The 17,724-nt window shown below is 53.0% G+C and carries 14 protein-coding genes, 3 tRNA genes and 1 pseudogene; 8 read left to right on the top strand and 10 right to left on the bottom strand.

Annotation, left to right across the window (positions count from 1 at the left end; all coding sequences use genetic code 11):
* Window positions 1-230 precede the first annotated feature (230 nt).
* Window positions 231-1,366, top strand: a protein-coding gene (locus O9K67_RS09490; RefSeq protein ID WP_271044621.1) for an IS3 family transposase whose coding sequence is annotated in 2 segments (ribosomal slippage) — window positions 231-477 and window positions 477-1,366 — 1,137 coding nt in all. Because the reading frame shifts where the segments join, the coding sequence is not laid out codon by codon here.
* On the opposite strand, the gene O9K67_RS09485 is transcribed toward O9K67_RS09490, so the two are convergent.
* From O9K67_RS09485 to O9K67_RS09475, 3 genes are all read right to left on the bottom strand, one after another.
* Window positions 1,312-1,854: a Pvc16 family protein gene (locus O9K67_RS09485; RefSeq protein ID WP_061494269.1), complete on the bottom strand. Its 543-nt coding sequence runs from the start codon at window positions 1,852-1,854 to the stop codon at window positions 1,312-1,314. The two genes, O9K67_RS09490 and O9K67_RS09485, sit on opposite strands and share 55 nt — an antisense overlap.
* Window positions 1,855-1,881: 27 nt before the next feature.
* The gene (locus O9K67_RS09480) at window positions 1,882-3,972 is read right to left on the bottom strand and encodes an ATP-binding protein (RefSeq protein WP_061494268.1); all 2,091 of its coding nucleotides are present in this window, start codon (window positions 3,970-3,972) and stop codon (window positions 1,882-1,884) included.
* A 761-nt stretch (window positions 3,973-4,733) separates the two neighbouring features.
* Window positions 4,734-4,823 (bottom strand) — tRNA-Ser (locus O9K67_RS09475).
* 93 nt (window positions 4,824-4,916) lie between these two features.
* Between O9K67_RS09475 and mtfA the strand changes: the two genes are divergently transcribed.
* Both mtfA and O9K67_RS09465 read left to right on the top strand, forming a co-directional pair.
* Window positions 4,917-5,711: a DgsA anti-repressor MtfA gene (gene mtfA / locus O9K67_RS09470; protein WP_061494267.1), complete on the top strand. Its 795-nt coding sequence runs from the start codon at window positions 4,917-4,919 to the stop codon at window positions 5,709-5,711.
* 100 nt (window positions 5,712-5,811) lie between these two features.
* Window positions 5,812-5,887, top strand: a tRNA-Asn gene (locus O9K67_RS09465).
* Window positions 5,888-5,925: 38 nt separating this feature from the next.
* On the opposite strand, the gene cbl is transcribed toward O9K67_RS09465, so the two are convergent.
* Window positions 5,926-6,876, bottom strand: a complete 951-nt coding sequence (cbl, locus tag O9K67_RS09460; RefSeq protein WP_061494266.1) for an HTH-type transcriptional regulator Cbl — start codon at window positions 6,874-6,876, stop codon at window positions 5,926-5,928.
* A gap of 101 nt (window positions 6,877-6,977) precedes the next feature.
* Window positions 6,978-7,895, bottom strand: a complete 918-nt coding sequence (nac, locus tag O9K67_RS09455; RefSeq protein WP_061494265.1) for a nitrogen assimilation transcriptional regulator NAC — start codon at window positions 7,893-7,895, stop codon at window positions 6,978-6,980.
* Window positions 7,896-8,226: 331 nt separating this feature from the next.
* Here nac and O9K67_RS09450 point away from each other — a divergent pair.
* A tRNA-Asn gene (locus tag O9K67_RS09450) sits at window positions 8,227-8,302 on the top strand.
* A gap of 143 nt (window positions 8,303-8,445) precedes the next feature.
* Here O9K67_RS09450 and O9K67_RS09445 read toward each other — a convergent pair.
* The 5 genes from O9K67_RS09445 to O9K67_RS09425 all read right to left on the bottom strand — a co-directional run bounded on the left by O9K67_RS09445 (window position 8,446) and on the right by O9K67_RS09425 (window position 13,587).
* A complete protein-coding gene (locus O9K67_RS09445) occupies window positions 8,446-8,991 on the bottom strand; it encodes a chorismate mutase (RefSeq protein WP_061494264.1) in 546 nt (181 codons plus the stop codon).
* 140 nt (window positions 8,992-9,131) lie between these two features.
* Window positions 9,132-9,827, bottom strand: coding sequence for a LutC/YkgG family protein (locus O9K67_RS09440; RefSeq protein WP_061494263.1), 696 nt, complete (start codon window positions 9,825-9,827; stop codon window positions 9,132-9,134).
* Window positions 9,827-11,248 carry a LutB/LldF family L-lactate oxidation iron-sulfur protein gene (locus O9K67_RS09435; protein ID WP_061494262.1) on the bottom strand — a complete coding sequence of 474 codons (1,422 nt, stop codon included), beginning with the start codon at window positions 11,246-11,248 and terminating at the stop codon, window positions 9,827-9,829. The genes O9K67_RS09440 and O9K67_RS09435 overlap by 1 nt, the downstream gene beginning before the upstream one ends.
* 10 nt (window positions 11,249-11,258) lie before the next feature.
* Complete coding sequence (locus O9K67_RS09430) at window positions 11,259-11,978, bottom strand: (Fe-S)-binding protein (RefSeq protein WP_061494261.1); 720 nt, start codon at window positions 11,976-11,978, stop codon at window positions 11,259-11,261.
* Window positions 11,979-12,033: 55 nt separating this feature from the next.
* Entirely contained in the window at window positions 12,034-13,587 is a 1,554-nt protein-coding gene (locus O9K67_RS09425; RefSeq protein ID WP_061494260.1) for an L-lactate permease, read from the bottom strand.
* 510 nt (window positions 13,588-14,097) lie between these two features.
* Between O9K67_RS09425 and O9K67_RS09420 the strand changes: the two genes are divergently transcribed.
* The 4 genes and pseudogenes from O9K67_RS09420 to O9K67_RS09405 all read left to right on the top strand — a co-directional run bounded on the left by O9K67_RS09420 (window position 14,098) and on the right by O9K67_RS09405 (window position 17,717).
* The gene (locus tag O9K67_RS09420; protein ID WP_061494259.1) at window positions 14,098-14,286 is read left to right on the top strand and encodes a YjfB family protein; all 189 of its coding nucleotides are present in this window, start codon (window positions 14,098-14,100) and stop codon (window positions 14,284-14,286) included.
* 152 nt (window positions 14,287-14,438) lie between these two features.
* A pseudogene (gene acuR / locus O9K67_RS09415) lies at window positions 14,439-15,150 on the top strand (acrylate utilization transcriptional regulator AcuR).
* The gene (gene acuI, locus O9K67_RS09410) at window positions 15,147-16,124 is read left to right on the top strand and encodes an acrylyl-CoA reductase (NADPH) (protein WP_061494257.1); all 978 of its coding nucleotides are present in this window, start codon (window positions 15,147-15,149) and stop codon (window positions 16,122-16,124) included. Before acuR ends, acuI begins: the two are co-directional and overlap by 4 nt.
* A gap of 138 nt (window positions 16,125-16,262) precedes the next feature.
* Complete coding sequence (locus O9K67_RS09405) at window positions 16,263-17,717, top strand: AMP nucleosidase (RefSeq protein WP_061494256.1); 1,455 nt, start codon at window positions 16,263-16,265, stop codon at window positions 17,715-17,717.
* Window positions 17,718-17,724: the final 7 nt, after the last annotated feature.

Genomic DNA, 17,724 nt, shown 5'->3' with positions numbered 1-17,724 from the left:
CAGCGGCACAGTGACCATATAACTGAGGCATAGCCGCGGCGTATTACCGACCGCCTGCCAGAAGTTTCCCAGACTATTGAGTTGCTCAGATGGACTGACCCCGCCCCGATAGACGATCCTGCCCTATAGTTTGGACTGACCCCGCCCCGATAGACGATCCTGCCCTATAGTTGGACTGACCCCGCCCCGATAGACGATCCTGCCCTATAGTTTGAGCATAGGAGGAGCGTATGGGCACACCACGATTTACACCTGAATTTAAGGAAGAAGCCGTCCGTCAGATAACGGAACGCGGTTATTCCGTCGCCGAAGTTTCTGACCGGCTGGGCGTTTCAGCACACAGTCTCTATAAGTGGTTACGGGCTATTAAACCCGATAACAGCGAGCAGCATGCCCGTGATTTACTGGAAGCGAAAAGCGAGATCCTGAAGCTCAGGGCCCAACTGAAGCGCACTGAGGAAGAACGAGACATACTGAAAAAGGCCGCGCGGTACTTTGCAAGGGAGCCCGACTGAAGTACCGCTTTATCAATGAGCACCGCACTGTATGGGGTGTCATGACGATGTGTCGGGTGTTGTGCGTTGCCCGGGCCGGGTTTTATGCGTGGCTGCATAACCCGGTCTCCGCGCGGGATAAAGATAACCAGCGTCTGCTGGCGCTTATCCGTGACTCCTATTCACTGAGCGGAGGCGTATACGGTTACCGCCGGGTTCATGGCGACCTGAACGAAATCGGGGAAATCTGCGGTAAAAACCGGGTGGGCCGTATTATGCAACTGAACCGGATTAAAGCCATGCGCGGCTATAAAGCTCCGCGTCGTATCGCTGGCAGACCTTCCGTTGTTGCCCCTAATCGCGTGCAGCGGCAGTTCACCGTTGTCCGGGCCAATCAGGTCTGGGTCACCGATATTACTTATATCCGCACCTGGCAGGGCTGGCTGTATCTGGCGGTGGTTATCGATCTCTTCGCCCGTAACGTGGTTGGCTGGTCGATGAAGCCCACTCTCTCTCGCGAACTCGCGCTGGACGCTCTGATGATGGCCGTGTGGCGTCGAAAACCGGACGGCGAGGTTATCGTACATAGCGATCAGGGCAGCCAGTACGGCAGTGACGACTGGCAGCGCTTCTGCCGGGCCAATAACCTGGCGCCGAGCATGAGCCGGCGTGGCAACTGCTGGGATAATGCGGTGGCCGAATCGTTCTTCAGTTCGCTGAAAAAAGAACGGATCAGAAAACGCATATATAAAACCCGGGATCTGGCCCGGGCGGATATCTTCGATTACATTGAAGTGTTCTACAACCGGGCCCGGCGTCACAGCCACCTCGGCGGCGTCAGTCCGGAGACCTTTGAACAGGCCTCGTCGTGAGGACAGGAAATGTCTACTGTTGTGGGGGCAGTCCAAGAAGGAGGAATGACGCGCAAATATGCACCAGGCAATGAGGAGAACGAACGGTGATTAACCAACGCGTTGAGTACATTATTAATGATGATCAACGACTGGCTATTGGCCTGGCTAGACGGTGAGTCACTGCTGCTGCTTTGTGCCACCTCAAAATACGTGACCAGATAACAACAGCGGATGTTGACATACCCCGGCACAAACTGCCCGGTGACAGAGACGTACTGCCTGCGCTCACCGACCCGCAACTGTAAATCTTCCTGGATGTCATAGAGAAACACGCACACGGTAGGAACATCGGGTGTTGAATCTTTCGGCGGCAGGTCGAAACGGATGGCGACATCCGGTGGCAAATACTGACGTAATGCCGCATCAATAGCGACATTGAGTTCAATCAGTGTAGTATCAGACGCAATGGCAGGCGCAGTTGCATCAGTATCAGTAATATCTGACATAGAAGTTCTCCGGTAGAGAGTGCGGGTTCAGACGACACGTCCCATCTTGGCGAGCTCACGTTGCAGCGCACGTTCGATATGTTTTTGTTCCACACATGTCGATTGATTGTCAGCAGCAAGCCAACTTGCCAGCAATGCAATATTACGAATGTTAGCGCCGGTGATTTCAGCCCGTCGGGCCAGCGCGGCAAAGTCCACATCCTCCGCCACGCGTATTTCGGCAGGCCAGATGCCTCGCCACATTCGTTCGCGTAGTGTGATATCGGGAAATGGAAAACGGATAATAAAACTCAGCCGACGGGTGAATGCCTCATCCAGGTGTGAGCGATTGTTGGTGGCAAGAATGACCAGTCCGGTATAACTTTCAAGACGCTGCAATAAATAGGAGATTTCAATATTCGCGTAGCGGTCGTGAGAATCCCGGGTTTCACTCCGTTTGCCGAATAACGCATCGGCTTCATCAAAGAACAGTAATCCGGAATCCGCTTCCGCAATATCAAAAATGCGCGCCAGATTCTTCTCGGTTTCACCGATGTATTTATTAACGACAGTGGCAAGGTCGATTTTGATCATATCAACACCCAGCGCACCAGCTAACACTTCCGCCACCAGTGTTTTCCCCGTTCCGGAATCACCATGGAATAACGCGCTAACACCGGTTCCATAGGCAATCTTGCGGGCAAACCCCTGAGCGAGCATCTCCTCACGAAACCGGACGGCGGCCAGCACCTCCTCCAGTTGCTTGTTGAGGCTATCTGCGACGATAAGATCGTCGAATGTACGCTGTGGCTCAACCCTTGTGGCCAACCCGCCAAAAGCCTGCTGAGAACGCTGCCGGAAAGCCCGGCAGAGGTCATCGACAGAGAGTGCATCCGCTCCCCGCAATTCCCGATAGGCATCCGCATCGCTGAGCGACTGGAGCAGCGTATCCGGAGGGGGTCTGAATCGGCGAACCAGCATCTGCGTGTCCACATCCGCTTCAACCCGATAGCGTTGCAGGAAACGGTCTAGCAGTCGTGCTTCATCCTGGGTCGAACTCTGCGGCATTTCAATGAGCACCTGGGCAACATCCGTCAACGGCACCAGAGGAATACCTGTTTCACTCAAACCAAACAGCGGGAAACGATGTTCACGAATGCGGTCACTCATCCAGTTGCGTAAATCAGCATGGTTTTGCCAGGCCTGGTGCAATCCATGAAGGACAAGACCTGCGGCATACAGCGTGGACTCCCGCAGCACATCCACAAAACAGCGGCAAAATTGCGTCTCGTCTGTGGGAGCTTGCTCCATATCAAACAACAGCAGTTTACGGCCTGCGATATCGGCTGCTCGCGACAACACCATCTGCCGAGAGCCCGCGCTTCCTTTTGCCAGAGAAATCAGCAATGCGGGGGCCGGATGATAAACATAGTGGAGGACTTGTTTCGTCACGCCGGGAAATAAATCCACCTCCGTTGGCGGTTCCAGCCAGCGACAACAAGCCTGCCCGAGCGGCGAGTCTCTGCCGGATAAATAGCGATAAATATGCATGCTTCCTTGTAAGAACGAGGCTTGATCGTTATTACTCTCCGGGTCACCGCTGAACACCAACGCATACCGTACCAGTGGGGAAAATGGGGATAAACAGGCCTGCATATCCAGACGCTCTATGGCGTCACGGCAGAGAAGATTAAGAATCAGTTCCGGACCAGGCCAGCTTTCGTGCGTGTCGTTCTGTAAACAAGCAAACAGGAAACCGGCATTTCCATTCGCCAGCGGCATCAGCGCCAGTAACAACGCATCCCGCTCAAATTGATTGAGTCCAAAACGCGCTATGAGTAACGCCAGCCTGCTCTCAGACGGGATCACCGCGCGTTCCGCTTCGCGAAAACTTTGCTGGCACACCGGGATATCACAAGCGGGAATTTTTGTTTGAAACCGCACGAACATATCCATTTGCAGCGTGGAGAGCATCGTCTCTTGCGTTTTATGTGAATACTCCTCCACTCGCTGATGCACAGCGCGTAGATAACGTTGGAGTGAATTTTCGATACGTTCAAACTGTTCGCGCAGTACGGAGTAATTCCACTCCTGTGTCGTATTCTCATCGACACCGTCGCAGGATATTTCTTGCGTCATATCGTTTGTCGCTCCTGAATTATTTATTACACCAACGCTTACCTGCCGTTAATTAAATCAATTGATTATAGGGTTGTTATTACGAAAGGCAGGCTACCGCACTTCCCTGATTTAACGCGATTAACAGAGAATGTGGTGAGTATCGTGACATCACTCTATTGACAATAAAAAGCTAGGCAGTCACCCTGCGAAATGCAAATTATCCCGATAACCTGTAGCGGCGCCTACCTGACGATTAAATGCATTAATCCACTTGAGGTAACAAATGAATATCTTGCTGTTTTTATTAATATTAAATACACAAAAACAATAACAAATGGTTAATTCAAAAAATATCTAACAGTGTCAAAAACAAATAGCACTGGCGCAGGAACGCGGATATTACAATCGATTCAAATGCCTGCAAAAAGCCGCATGAAAAATCTTATTCAGAAATACCTGGCGTTATTTCATTACGTTGTTATGAATAAGGGCCCCGCGTTCATCCGCCCCCAGTAAAAATCCATCTGCTCAATGTAACGGAGGAAAACAGTCTAGACGTGTATGAAACGGAGTCAGCCGTGATGCATCCAGGGTTACGACCTGGTTCACAAAATGAATGACATCGTCGCAAAGCGCTACCCGGAATGGCAAACGGGGTGATAACGTATCCGCGTTGTGCTGCCTTAGCCTTAAACACCACAAAAAAGTCAGGTGGTTACGGTATGCTCAGACGTTCAGAGGCGGATGAAAAAGGGCGATAACGCGAGGGGTAAAGGAAGTGGCGGAGAGAGGGGGATTTGAACCCCCGGTAGAGTTGCCCCTACTCCGGTTTTCGAGACCGGTCCATTCAGCCGCTCTGGCATCTCTCCGTACAGACAGTTGCCATGATGCCAGGTAATTTGGCATTTTAACAGACCCTGTCCCGTTAATTTGGTTCAAGTGGCGAGTTTGCGAGCAAAGCGATGATAAAGTGGCCCTGGAAAACGAAAGGATCCGCCGACGAGGCGGAGTTCCCGTGGGAAGAAGCGTTAAACGCCCCTGTGCTGGCGAATTTATTACCGGATGAACAGATCAAACTGGTTCAACTGGCGGACCGCTTTTTACAACAAAAAAGGCTGGTTCCTTTGCAGGGATTTGAACTGGATGCGCTAAAAAGCGCACGCATCAGTCTGCTGTTTTGTCTTCCGGTCCTCGAACTGGGTCTGGAGTGGCTGGACGGTTTCCATGAAGTGCTGATCTACCCTGCCCCGTTTGTGGTTGATGATGAGTGGGAAGACGATATCGGGCTGGTGCATAACCAGCGCGTGGTGCAGTCCGGGCAGAGCTGGCAACAAGGCCCAATCATTCTCAACTGGCTGGATATTCAGGACTCGTTTGACGCTTCCGGTTTTAACCTGATCATTCACGAGGTCGCGCACAAGCTTGATACGCGCAATGGCGATCGCGCCAGCGGTATTCCACTCATTCCGCTGCGCGAAGTTGCAGGCTGGGAACACGACCTGCACGCGGCAATGGACAATATTCAGGATGAGATCGATCTGGTGGGGGAAAGCGCGGCCAGTATTGATGCCTATGCAGCAACCGACCCGGCGGAGTGTTTTGCGGTCCTCTCCGAGTATTTCTTCAGCGCGCCGGAACTGTTCGCCCCGCGTTTCCCGGCGCTGTGGCAACGTTTTTGCCAGTTTTACGGCCAGGATCCGCTCAGTCGTCTGCGCGGTCAGTCTGGCTACGGCGAGAACCTGAACAGAGTGCATTAAAACGGCAGTCTGCGCTTTAATTAGCCAATTGAATCAGTAGGTTAAATTTAGTGTTGACACAGCAGATCGGGGCCAGTAGTATGCGCCCCGTTCAGACAATTCCTCTGTAGTTCAGTCGGTAGAACGGCGGACTGTTAATCCGTATGTCACTGGTTCGAGTCCAGTCAGAGGAGCCAAATTTAAAAAGCCTGCTTTCGAGCAGGCTTTTTGCTTTTCAGATTTGATAATCAATCACCGTTTCGTCCGGCTCCATCACCTGCCGCTTGATATCTTCCACCGACAGCCCGGCATTACACAGTTCGATAAATCGCCAGACATAATTGCGCTGTAACTGACCGCGTTTCAGCCCTAGCCAGACGGTATTGGCATCAAACAGATGTTGCGTATCCAGGCGCACCAGCTTCCCTTCTTCATTCTCGCCGCTTGACTGCTCCGCCACCAGCCCGACACCTAACCCCAGCTCGACATAGGTTTTAATCACATCGGAGTCCTGCGCACTCAGCACCACGTCGGGAATTAATCCTTTGCGTCCAAACGCTTCATCAATGCGAGAGCGCCCGGTGATCCCCTGACGATAAGTGATCAGCGGCCAGCGGCTGATCTCCTCCAGCGTCAGCGGAGAGCTCTGCGCCAACGGGTGATCGCTGGGTACCAGTAAGCTGTGATGCCAGCGGAACCACGGAAACGCCGCCAGCGTACTGTCGTTGCTCAGGCGCTCACTGGCGATACCGATATCCGCCCCGCCGTTATGCAACAGTGATTCGATCTCCTGTGGCGTGCCCTGGATCAATTCGAGACGCACTTCCGGAAACAGCGCACGGAAAGCTTTGATCACCGAAGGCAGGCTGTATCGCGCCTGCGTATGGGTGGTCGCAATGGTTAATACGCCGGAGGTATCGTTAGTAAAGAGATCGGCAAGCCTGCGCACGTTGCTTGCTTCATTAAGGATACGCTCGGCAATGACCAGCAGGGCTTTACCTGGCTCAGTCATGCCGAGCAGTCGCTTGCCACGACGGATGAAAATTTCTATCCCCAGCTCTTCCTCAAGCTCACGGATATGACGACTCACACCGGATTGTGAGGTGTAAAGCATATTGGCAACTTCAGTCAGGTTGTAATCCCGCCGCGCCGCCTCGCGGATAATTTTTAATTGCTGGAAATTCACCCTTTCCTCCAGGCTCATCAGACATGACGCTATTGTTAAAGTCTGTGGCCTGGCAGAACAAATAATAAAAACCAGCATCTTATTCCATTAAGGAATAATAATTAGCTCACCAACTGAAGCTCGTGGCTTTCCATTGCCGGGCGGCTAACCAATGACATCAAAATATCTTTTACCGCCTGTGCCTGCGGCGACAATGCCCCCCGTGCCGACACATTCAGCGACAGCGGTAAATTCATTGACGGTGTGGTGATGCGCGACATCCAGCCGTTTGTTGCGCCGCACAGCGAACGCGCCGCCGACTCAGGTAACACCGTCACGCCCATTCCGCTGGCAATCGCGGCTGTCAACGTGGCGATGGATTCGATCTCACCGATAATTTTTGCCGTCAGACGGCGCAGTGAAAAGGCTTCATCCACACGTAAACGCACTGCACTGTAGTCACGCGGCAGGAACAAATTCATTTCAGCGACCGCCGTCAAATCCACACTCTGCCCCGGACAGTCGCGCGTACCAACCAGGTAAAGATCTTCTTTCAGCAACGGCAGGCTGTTAATGCCTGCGCCCGGCGCGCGCTCATACAGCACCGCCATATCCAGTTGCCCGCTCAGCAATTTATCATTCAGCACTGCACCGCTGTTTTCATGCAGATAAACGGTGACGTCCGGCAGCTCCGTGCGCACCGCCTGCAATAACGGCATGGTGATGGACGATGCCGCCGTGCCCGGCGCAAGGCCGATAGACACCTGACCACGCAAGCTTTGCCCCACACTGTTCACTGCTAACTGCGCCTGTTCGCACTGGCGCAAAATGGTTCGCGCATGGGTATAGAGAATTTTCCCTGCTTCCGTCGGTGTCACTCCCCGTTTGGTGCGAATCAATAACTGCTGATCCAACTCACCTTCCAGAGTGGCAACCTGCTGGCTCAGCGCCGGCTGTGCAATATGCAATACTTCGGCGGCCTGCGTCAGGCTTCCAATATCGACGATTTTTACGAAGTATTTCAGTCGTCTTAAGTTCATTTTGCCTCCTGTTACGGATTACCGGGCCAACACCGGATGTTATGTCGTCGGAGGAGTTGCAATATGCTTGCCAGTTTTAGTCAGGGAAGAGATCGCAGCCTAACAGGCTGGATAATAAGTGTTTCTAATTACCCCTTGGGTAATTATTACTAAAACAGTGGTTTGACATCTGCCCCATAAGGGGTAATTTGCACCAAATCAGTGCAAATGCACCGGTAAGTGCTTATCCCGCCATCAGATTGCCGAAATTGTCAGCAAACGATCGGCTTAAGGCCATCCAGCCTTTGACAAGCCCGATGGCCGCCGTTAATATGCGCCCCGTTCACACGATTCCTCTGTAGTTCAGTCGGTAGAACGGCGGACTGTTAATCCGTATGTCACTGGTTCGAGTCCAGTCAGAGGAGCCAAATTTAGAAAAGCCTGCTTACGAGCAGGCTTTTTGCTTTTCTGCGTCAACGTAAATTCTCATCGCTCTATTTCCCGTCTCGGGAAAAACTCAGGCACATCTTATCCTGTTTCAGCACTTCCTTTTCACCACGCTAAAGAGACATCAGACCGCACGCCGGATCTGCGTTAAAGCATGAAGCAAATTGTCGATATCCGCCTTACTGAGATTAGGGGCGTTGAGCTGGCTTCCCAGCCAGGTGAGGTCATCGCGGCTAAATGAACCGGTGAGTAAATACTGGCTTAATGTAGTCATTAATTGCTGATCCAGTTGCTGGATTTGCTCACGTGAGGAGGCTAACGTCTGCGCAGATGCGCCCTGTTGTGGCGTCGCCAGCCAATCAGCCAGATAACGATACTGGATAGCTTTGCTCGCATTCATTAACGCGTGGACAAAAGGTTCAACGGTTTGTGGATCGAGCCCGGCCTCTGCGGCCTCGTTCCTGGCAGCGGAAATCACATTGTCTTCCCGTGCCAGATCCTCAACCGGCAGATGATGAACGGCTTTAAATTCGGCTACATCCCGCATGAGCACCATGCGCTGATTCAGCGTAGAGGACAACGTGCTGAGTGAAACATTGCTCACTGAACCGGCGTAAACAGCGCTGCACATAAAGAGTGACGACAAGAAAACGGCCACATAATGAATCATGACTAACCCTCACCTCGGTTGGAAAATATCATGATTACCTTACTTTGTTATAATTAACCTAATGTTACTATTGTGTTTTCAGGATATTTCTAATGTTAACAAAAAGACCAGCCTGACGGCTGGCCTCTCTGTTTACGACATCAACAATCTTCAATGATTACATAGGCTGCGTTGACCGGGCCGTGAACACCCACCACTTTTATTAGCTCAATATCGGCCGTGGAGCTGGGACCGCCAATAATATTAATGCAGGAAGGCATGCGTTTACCCTGCTGCGACAGGGCGTGTAATTGCGTCGCCAACTGTGCAACACGCGGCAGGATCGTGCTTTTACGCAACACAAAAATGGAGGATTCCGGAAGCAGGCTGATGGCGCGACCGCGTTCCGCCGCAGAAAAGAGCACCACTCCCCCCGATTCCGTCAACCCGTAATCGGCAAACACCACCCCTACTTTTGCCTGCTCCGCCAGGCGGATATTTTGCTCACCTGCCTGCGGATCCCACACGGTCGCGCGGCAAGCTTCCTGTAAACGGGCCGTAATGCCCGTCGCTGCCAAACGTGCATCGCCACTCACCACCACCGGCTGTTGACCATATTGTTCACATAGCCGCAGCACGGCAGCCGGCGCGTCTTCTTCGCGAGTCAGTTCGCACTGAACCAACATGACCGTCGAAGCCACGTCGATAAACGCATCACAACGCTGCTGCTGGCTGAGCTCAGTCAGTCGGCTCTGCGCATAATTATGGGCTGGTGCAGGCCGGGCGTCCGGGGTATTACGGGGCCCGCGCCCCAAAGCCTGCGCAATTGTCGCCAGAAACGCGGTTCGGTTATCCATTATTTTTTCCCCTGCGCCTGATGTTTTTTAAACCAGCTACGGAAGCTTTCGCCGTCGGCATCCGGGAGATCCCGCGCCTGCGTCCAGCTGCTGATGGCGCCAATATTTATCGGCGCTTTGCCCTCTTTAATCAACCAACTGGCCGCACGGGCACCGGCGATCATGCCAACTTTCCATATCCCCGGATGGCTGTTGGCGTAAGCAAACATTTTAATCACCCGTTGCTCTGCTTTTGGCGTGATCCCCTCTTCCGCCATCACTCTGCGGTGGCGCAAAATCAGTTTGGACAGCGGGATTTTCACCGGGCAGACCGTGTCGCAGGCCGAGCAGAGCGAGCAGGCGTAAGGCAGATCTTTAAAATCCTTATAGCCTCCCAGTAACGGCGAAATGACCGCGCCGATGGGGCCGGGATAAATAGAGCCGTAACCGTGCCCGCCAATGTGCCGATACGCCGGGCAGGTGTTAATACAGGCACCGCAACGGATGCAGCGCAGCACGTCACGAAATTGCGAGCCAAGTACCGCTGAACGACCATTATCGACTATCACCAGGTGGAACTCCTCCGGACCGTCAACATTGTCCGCCTCCCGGGGCCCCGTCAGCCAGGTGTTGTAGCCAGTCAGTCGGGCGCCAACGGCGCTTCGCGCCAGCATGGTGATGAGCACGTCCACCTCTTCAAACGTCGGTGCAATGCGCTCCATCCCCATTACGGCAATATGCGTTTTGGGCAACGTGGTGCACATTCGCGCGTTCCCTTCATTGGTCACCAGGCAGACAGACCCGGTTTCGGCCACAGCGAAATTGCAGCCGGTAATGCCCACTTCCGCACTGAGGAAATCCTGGCGGATTTTCTGGCGGATAAAGCGTGTCATCGCTTCGGGGGTTTCCGGGCCGCTATAGCCCAGATGATCAGCAAGCACCCGGCGGATCTGGTGGCGATCTTTATGAATGGCCGGTACCACAACATGCGAAGGCGGGTCCTGATCCAGTTGCAGGATATACTCACCCAAATCGGTTTCGATGACCTCAATCCCGGCCTGCTGTAAAACCGGATTCATGCCAATCTCTTCCGTTACCATGGATTTGGACTTGACCACTTTTTTGGCATTTTTTGCCTGCGCAACCTTCAGGATGTAGCCCGTGGCCTCTTCTTTCGTTTTCGCGAAATAAACATGGCCGCCGTTTTCGGTCACCTTCTCCGACAATTGATACAGGTAAGCGTCCAGATTTTGCAGCACATGGTCGCGGATCTGGCTGGCATGATCGCGCCAGGCTTCCCAGTTCCCCAACTCGTCCACCATTTTCTGACGGTTGCCGCCAATTCGCTCCTGCGCATTCGCCACCGCTTTACGCATGATGGGATCATCAATCTGCTGACGGATACGCGTTTTAAATTCGACCTGACTGGTTTTTAAAAACATGACATTTCCCTCAGCGACTCATCAGGACTTCAGCAATGTGCATCACTTTTACCGGTCGGCCTTCACGTTGCAGACGCCCACCAATATTCAGCAAGCAACTGACATCTGCGCCAATCAGGTAATCCGGTTGCCCCTCCATCAGGTGCACACTCTTCTCTTTCACCATTTCGCCGGAAATTTCCGCCATTTTGACGGAAAACGTCCCGCCAAAACCGCAGCAGGTTTCCGGGTGGCTGAACGGAAGCAACTCCAGCCCCTGAACATGATGTAAAAGCGCTAACGGCTCCTCCTTCACGCCCATCTTGCGAAACAAGCTGCACGACGGGTGGTAAACTGCCTTCCCTTGTAAACGCGCGCCCACATCCACGACACCCAGCGTATTTACAATAAACGACGTCAGATCATACATTCGTGCGGCAACCTTCTCGGCGCGGGCGGCCCATTCGGGTTCGTTCGCCAGATAACCGGGATAGCTTTTAATCGCGTACGTACAGGAACCGGCGGGGGAAACGATGGGGTAATCATTGTCCTCCAGCGCGGTAATAAGGTTTTTCATGCCCGGAATGGCTTCGTTGATATAACCGCTGTTAATGGCCGGCTGACCACAGCACCCTTGTTTCTCAGGGAAACTTACCCGACATCCCAACTGCTCTAACAGCAAAACCGTATCACGCGCCATACGTGATTTAATGGCGTCACCAATGCAGGTGACAAAAAAGTTAACATTCACGGTTAAAACTCCATTGCCCTATTTGTTGTTGGTTTCGCGCTGTATTGCGCACTCATCATGCCATGACCCAGTAATAATAAAGGCCGATTTCAAGACCAAGAATAAGAATATAAGCAGCACAGTATTTCATCGTGCCTGCCATAATATGGCTGTCCTGTCCTCCCATTCGCGCGGCGGAAACCGCAATGGCGATACTTTGCGGCGAAATCATTTTTCCGCCTGTGGCACCTGCAGTATTGGCAGCCGCCAGCCAGGTAGGATCAATATTCAGTTTTGCCGCCGCCATGGTTTGCAACTTACCGAACAGGACGTTTGAATTGGTATCACTGCCGGTTACAAACGTCCCCAATGCGCCAATAATCGGTGAAATAAAGACGTAGCTGCCGCCTGTTATATTCACCAGTACATGTGCAAGCGTGGAGATTAGCCCGCTAACATCCATCACCGTGGCCAACGCAACGATGGACATAATGGCAATAATGGAATTTCTAAGCTGCAGCACGGTTTTTACAAATACGTGTAGCATGCTGCTCATCGGAGCGCCCTGAATACAGCCTCCGATAACCGTTGCCAGAATGATGAGTACGCCAGGGGTCGCTATCCACTCAATTTTAAGTGTGAGCGTGGTGCCATTTTCCAGCGGGAAATGCAGTACTGACGCAACCGCAGAAACAGCCGATTTAATTCCCGGAAACAGCGGCGAACATAGCAGGATAAAAATAAAAATCAGGATATAGATGGAACATGTTTTCAGTAGCACCGCCGCGGTACGTGCCGGTCGCTCGCTCTCAGGACGGGTTTCGATAAGCCAGGCGGGATCTGTCTTTCCGTTACGGATGCGTCCGGCAATCGCCACGGCAATCAGGCTCACAAGGCTCCCGGCGAAAGCGGGTAACTCGGCACCCAAGTGCACCGCCACAAAATATTGTGGGATCAAAGTCGATATACCGCACAGAAGCGTAATGCCAAAAACGCCGCGAATGGCTTTCAGGCCACCGCCGATAATACAAATAATGACGAACGGCAAAAGAATGTTAAACAGCGCCAGTTGCAAAATGATCGTACCACTGAGGGTATTCACCGGCAGATTCACCTGCTGCGCAAGAATAGACACGGGGATCCCCACCGCACCGAATGCGGTAGGCACGGTATTTGCGACCAGTGATGCAATGGCTGATTTCAACGGCGGGAATCCAAGCGCCACCAGAATGCCGATGGGGATCGCCACCGCCGTACCGTAACCCGCTGCGGCCTCGAGAAAACCGCCGAAACACCAGGAGATAAGCAGAACCTGAATGCGCTTATCATCGCTAATACTGGCCAACACTTCGCGCAAAATATCCATCGCTCTGGTCGCCTGCATCAGGTTATAGCTGTAAATGGCGCCCAGAATAACGATGACAATAGGCCATAAACCTTTTAACGCACCATAGATGATGGCTGATTCAAGCGTCGGCATTGGCGTATGCCAGAAAAATAACGTCAGTAAGTACGTCAACGCCAGGGTAATCAGAACAGAATAGTGGACGGGCATTCTAATTTTTAGAATTAAAAAAACCATTAATAACAGGGGGATAAGCCCTACTATAAACAATAAGTACTCGTGCATTGTGTGTCCCTGATGAAATAGCGCAATCGCATTTATATGACAAATGGGAAATGTTTTATAACTTACCGTCAATTCGAAAAAGAGTGGCTGGATCGCTTCAGTGTAAATTATATTTTTGCACAATCCTAAAAAGATAAAAGAATGTACACACGATGTTATTTTTGCTTTGCAAATAAATACCCCCTCAATTTAAAAAAAGAAAAAAGGGAGTATCTTGCATTTTTTCATTATTTCTTCTGATACTTTCCGTCAACGCTGTCAATACCCTATTGGGAGTGCACTTTTCCACATAAAGAATTATTCACGTTAGAGCGCTTGTCCTGTTTTCCAAAAAATTTTAAAGAAATGCTTTATGAGGAAAATCTCATTAATCATCGCTAACAAATGAAGCCACTGAATACCTGCGTCCTGCACTACGCTTAAAGTTTGAGCAAAATCTGCCGATAATAGTGTGCAGCTATAATTTCAGCTGCTATCAGGTTGTTTTGTTCCATAACGAAGGATGAATGCATGGATCCAATACAAATCTCATCATTAGCCAGCAGTCTTGATTCCTATCAACTCAGCAACCAGGTCAACACGCTGGTGCTGAAAAAGGCGCTGGATAGCCAGCAGTCAATTGCAACGGATCTTATTAAACAGATCCCGCAATTACCCTCCAACCCGGCAATCGGTCGTAACATCAACACGACCGCCTGATCCGGTTTGCCCTCCAGCGCTCCGCCCTACCGCGTTGGTGGGCAAAAATGAATCCAGGCCCGCCTCGTGCGGGCTTTTTTTGTTTCTCTTAGCTTGCTTAGCACGTCAAATCGGCGTAGCCTGCCCCCAATTAAAACCAATCGGTCTAAATTATGAATGGCGAAACAGTCGTGCAGCACAAGCCCCGTCGTGGGCGGCCGCCGAAAGTAGAACGCGAATTCACCGATATCCGCAAAGCGCTAATTCGTTCGGGCCTCGAAGTGATCACCGAAACGGGCTATCTGTCGGCGGGCATTGATGCGGTGATCAAAAATATCGCGGTCCCCAAGGGGTCTTTCTACCACTGTTTTAAGAGCAAACAGGAATTCGGCACCGCAGTGCTAAACGCCTACGGTGCATTTTTCGCCCATAAACTGGACTCTTTTTTACTGAACGATCAGCTCACGCCCTTACAGCGCATAGAAGCCTTTGTGCGCCATGCGGGCCAGGGCATGGCGAAATATGATTTCCGCCGTGGTTGCCTGGTGGGCAACCTGCTACAGGAAACGCCGCTGTTACCGGAAACCTTTCCCGATCAGTTGAAAACAATCCTTGAAGAGTGGGAAACCCGTGTCAGCCACTGTCTGATGGCCGCAAAGCAGTGCGGCGAGTTACCGTCGACTGCCGACACCGGCGAACTGGCGCGGATTTTCTGGTCCGGCTGGGAAGGGGCGGTGATGCGCGCCAAACTGTTCCGCTCCGTGGAACCGCTCAATCAGTACTGGGCCTTCTTCCGGCACAGCATTACAACGAAATAAACACCTGCACAGGACGGCATAACCCGCCGAAAATCAACCTCATCCGACGAGGAAAACGCAGTCATGAAAGCATTAGTTCTGGAACAGCAAGAGAATCAAACCCTGGCGGAAGTCAAAGACATTGAGCTCCCCCCACTGGCGGAGGGCGACGTCCGGGTCGATATAGACTGGTCCAGCCTTAACTACAAAGACGCGCTGGCCATCACCGGCAAGGGCAAAATTATCCGCCAGTTCCCGATGGTGCCGGGCATCGATTTTTCTGGCCGCGTTAACGAAAGTCGCGACCCGCGTTTTGCACCCGGCCAGGCCGTGATCCTCACCGGCTGGGGCGTGGGTGAAAACCACTGGGGCGGTCTGGCGGCTCAGGCCTGTGTGAAAGGCGACTGGCTGGTTGCACTGCCCGAGCATTTAAGTGCCCGTCAGGCGATGATCATTGGCACGGCAGGCTTTACGGCAATGCTGTGCGTCATGGCGCTGCAGGATGCAGGGCTGAAACCGCAGGATGGCACGATCCTGGTGACTGGCGCGAGCGGCGGTGTCGGCAGTACAGCGGTGGTATTGCTTAAAGCGCTAGGCTACCGCGTAGCCGCGGTTACCGGGCGTGAATCCACCCACGATTTCCTGCGTCAGTTAGGGGCCGATGAGATCCTGCCGCGCAGTGATTTCGCCCAGACCCGTCCACTGGAAAAACAGCTGTGGGCAGGCGCAGTGGATACCGTTGGCGGCGCGGTACTGGCCAAAGTCCTGGCGCAAACCAACTATGGCGGCTGTGTCGCGGCCTGCGGTCTGGCAGGTAGCTTTGAGCTGCCGACCACGGTGATGCCGTTTATTCTGCGCAATGTCCGTTTACAGGGCGTGGACTCCGTTATGGTACCCACTGCACAGCGCGGCGCCGTATGGCAACGTCTGGCGGAAACGCTGCCCGCCAGCTATTACCAGCAGGCCGCAACAGAGATTACGCTGGCGCAAGCCCCTGCTACCGCCGCCGATTTTCTGCAAAACAAAATCCAGGGACGTACGCTGGTTAACATCCACGGCTGATCCCTGCCCCGGCGCGCACCGTCGCGCCGGGTTATCCCGCGTCACCCGTTTCTTCTGAATCCCTTCGCACCCGGCTTTCGTTTCCCGAACCTGTGACATACTATCGGGTACAGCCGTAGAGCAGATAAGGAGATAAAGATGAACAATATGGGTGCACACCTGACCCCGGAAGAGGCGCTGGATCAGCTTGAAGCGCTGTATGACCGCTCGGTTACCGCCTTGCGCGACGCCATCGCGCTGTATATTGAAACCGGTCAGCTTCCCGACGCTGAAGCCCGTGCGAATGGGTTGTTCGTCTATCCGTCGCTGTCGGTAAGCTGGAACGGTAGCGCGACCAATCCCCCCAAAACCCGCGCCTATGCCCGTTTTACCCATTCGGGTTGCTACACCACTACCGTGACCCGCCCGTCGCTGTTTCGTCCCTATTTACGCGAACAACTTACACTGTTGTGCCAGGACTACGGCGCACAAATCGAAGTGGGCCTGTCAGCGCATGAGATCCCCTATCCGTATGTGATTGATGGCTCCGCCCTGACGCTGGACCGTTCAATGAGCGCCGGGTTGACACGCTTCTTCCCTACCACTGAACTGGCGCAAATTGGCGATGAGACTGCCGATGGACTGTTCCATCCCACGGAACTCTATCCGCTGTCCCATTTCGATGCGCGCCGCGTCGACTTTTCGCTGGCGCGACTGCGCCACTACACCGGAACACCGGTCGAACATTTCCAGCCCTTCGTGCTGTTCACCAACTACACGCGTTATGTCGATGAGTTTGTGCGCTGGGGCTGTAGCCAGATCCTCGATCCGGAAAGCCCTTACGTTGCGCTCTCCTGCGCCGGAGGCAACTGGATCACGGCCGATACGGAAGCGCCGGAAACCGCCGTTTCAGACCTCGCATGGAAGAAACACCAGATGCCAGCGTGGCATTTGATTACCGCCGATGGTCAGGGTATTACGCTGATTAACATTGGTGTTGGGCCTTCGAATGCGAAAACTATCTGCGACCATCTCGCGGTGCTGCGCCCGGATGTCTGGTTGATGATTGGTCACTGCGGTGGGCTGCGTGAAAGCCAGGCGATTGGCGATTATGTACTGGCACACGCCTATCTGCGCGACGACCATGTTCTGGATGCGGTGCTGCCGCCGGATATTCCTATTCCGAGCATCGCCGAAGTGCAACGCGCCTTATATGACGCCACCAAAGAGGTAAGCGATATGCCGGGCGAAGAAGTGAAGCAACGCCTGCGTACCGGCACCGTGGTGACCACCGACGATCGTAACTGGGAACTGCGCTACTCCGCTTCTGCGCTGCGTTTCAACCTGAGTCGCGCCGTGGCGATCGATATGGAGAGTGCCACCATTGCCGCGCAGGGTTACCGCTTCCGCGTCCCTTATGGCACCTTATTGTGCGTGTCTGATAAACCCCTGCACGGGGAGATCAAACTCCCCGGCCAGGCTAACCGGTTTTATGAAGGGGCGATTTCCGAACATTTGCAAATCGGCATTCGGGCTATTGATTTGCTGCGCGCGGAAGGCGACCGTCTCCATTCCCGCAAATTACGCACCTTTAACGAACCGCCGTTCCGCTAATGACAAA

Origin of the sequence: Kosakonia oryzendophytica (genome assembly GCF_027886705.1) — a bacterium.
Classification (GTDB): domain Bacteria; phylum Pseudomonadota; class Gammaproteobacteria; order Enterobacterales; family Enterobacteriaceae; genus Kosakonia; species Kosakonia oryzendophytica.
This window is presented reverse-complemented; position numbering and strand designations above follow the sequence as displayed.

Coding starts and splice junctions, on each gene's coding strand:
- O9K67_RS09485 (WP_061494269.1), bottom strand. CDS start 1,854: ATGTCAGATATTACTGATACTGATGCAACTGCGCCTGCCATTGCGTCT.
- O9K67_RS09480 (WP_061494268.1), bottom strand. CDS start 3,972: ATGACGCAAGAAATATCCTGCGACGGTGTCGATGAGAATACGACACAG.
- mtfA (WP_061494267.1), top strand. CDS start 4,917: ATGATAAAGTGGCCCTGGAAAACGAAAGGATCCGCCGACGAGGCGGAG.
- nac (WP_061494265.1), bottom strand. CDS start 7,895: ATGAACTTAAGACGACTGAAATACTTCGTAAAAATCGTCGATATTGGA.
- O9K67_RS09445 (WP_061494264.1), bottom strand. CDS start 8,991: ATGATTCATTATGTGGCCGTTTTCTTGTCGTCACTCTTTATGTGCAGC.
- O9K67_RS09440 (WP_061494263.1), bottom strand. CDS start 9,827: ATGGATAACCGAACCGCGTTTCTGGCGACAATTGCGCAGGCTTTGGGG.
- O9K67_RS09435 (WP_061494262.1), bottom strand. CDS start 11,248: ATGTTTTTAAAAACCAGTCAGGTCGAATTTAAAACGCGTATCCGTCAG.
- O9K67_RS09425 (WP_061494260.1), bottom strand. CDS start 13,587: ATGCACGAGTACTTATTGTTTATAGTAGGGCTTATCCCCCTGTTATTA.
- O9K67_RS09420 (WP_061494259.1), top strand. CDS start 14,098: ATGGATCCAATACAAATCTCATCATTAGCCAGCAGTCTTGATTCCTAT.
- acuI (WP_061494257.1), top strand. CDS start 15,147: ATGAAAGCATTAGTTCTGGAACAGCAAGAGAATCAAACCCTGGCGGAA.
- O9K67_RS09405 (WP_061494256.1), top strand. CDS start 16,263: ATGAACAATATGGGTGCACACCTGACCCCGGAAGAGGCGCTGGATCAG.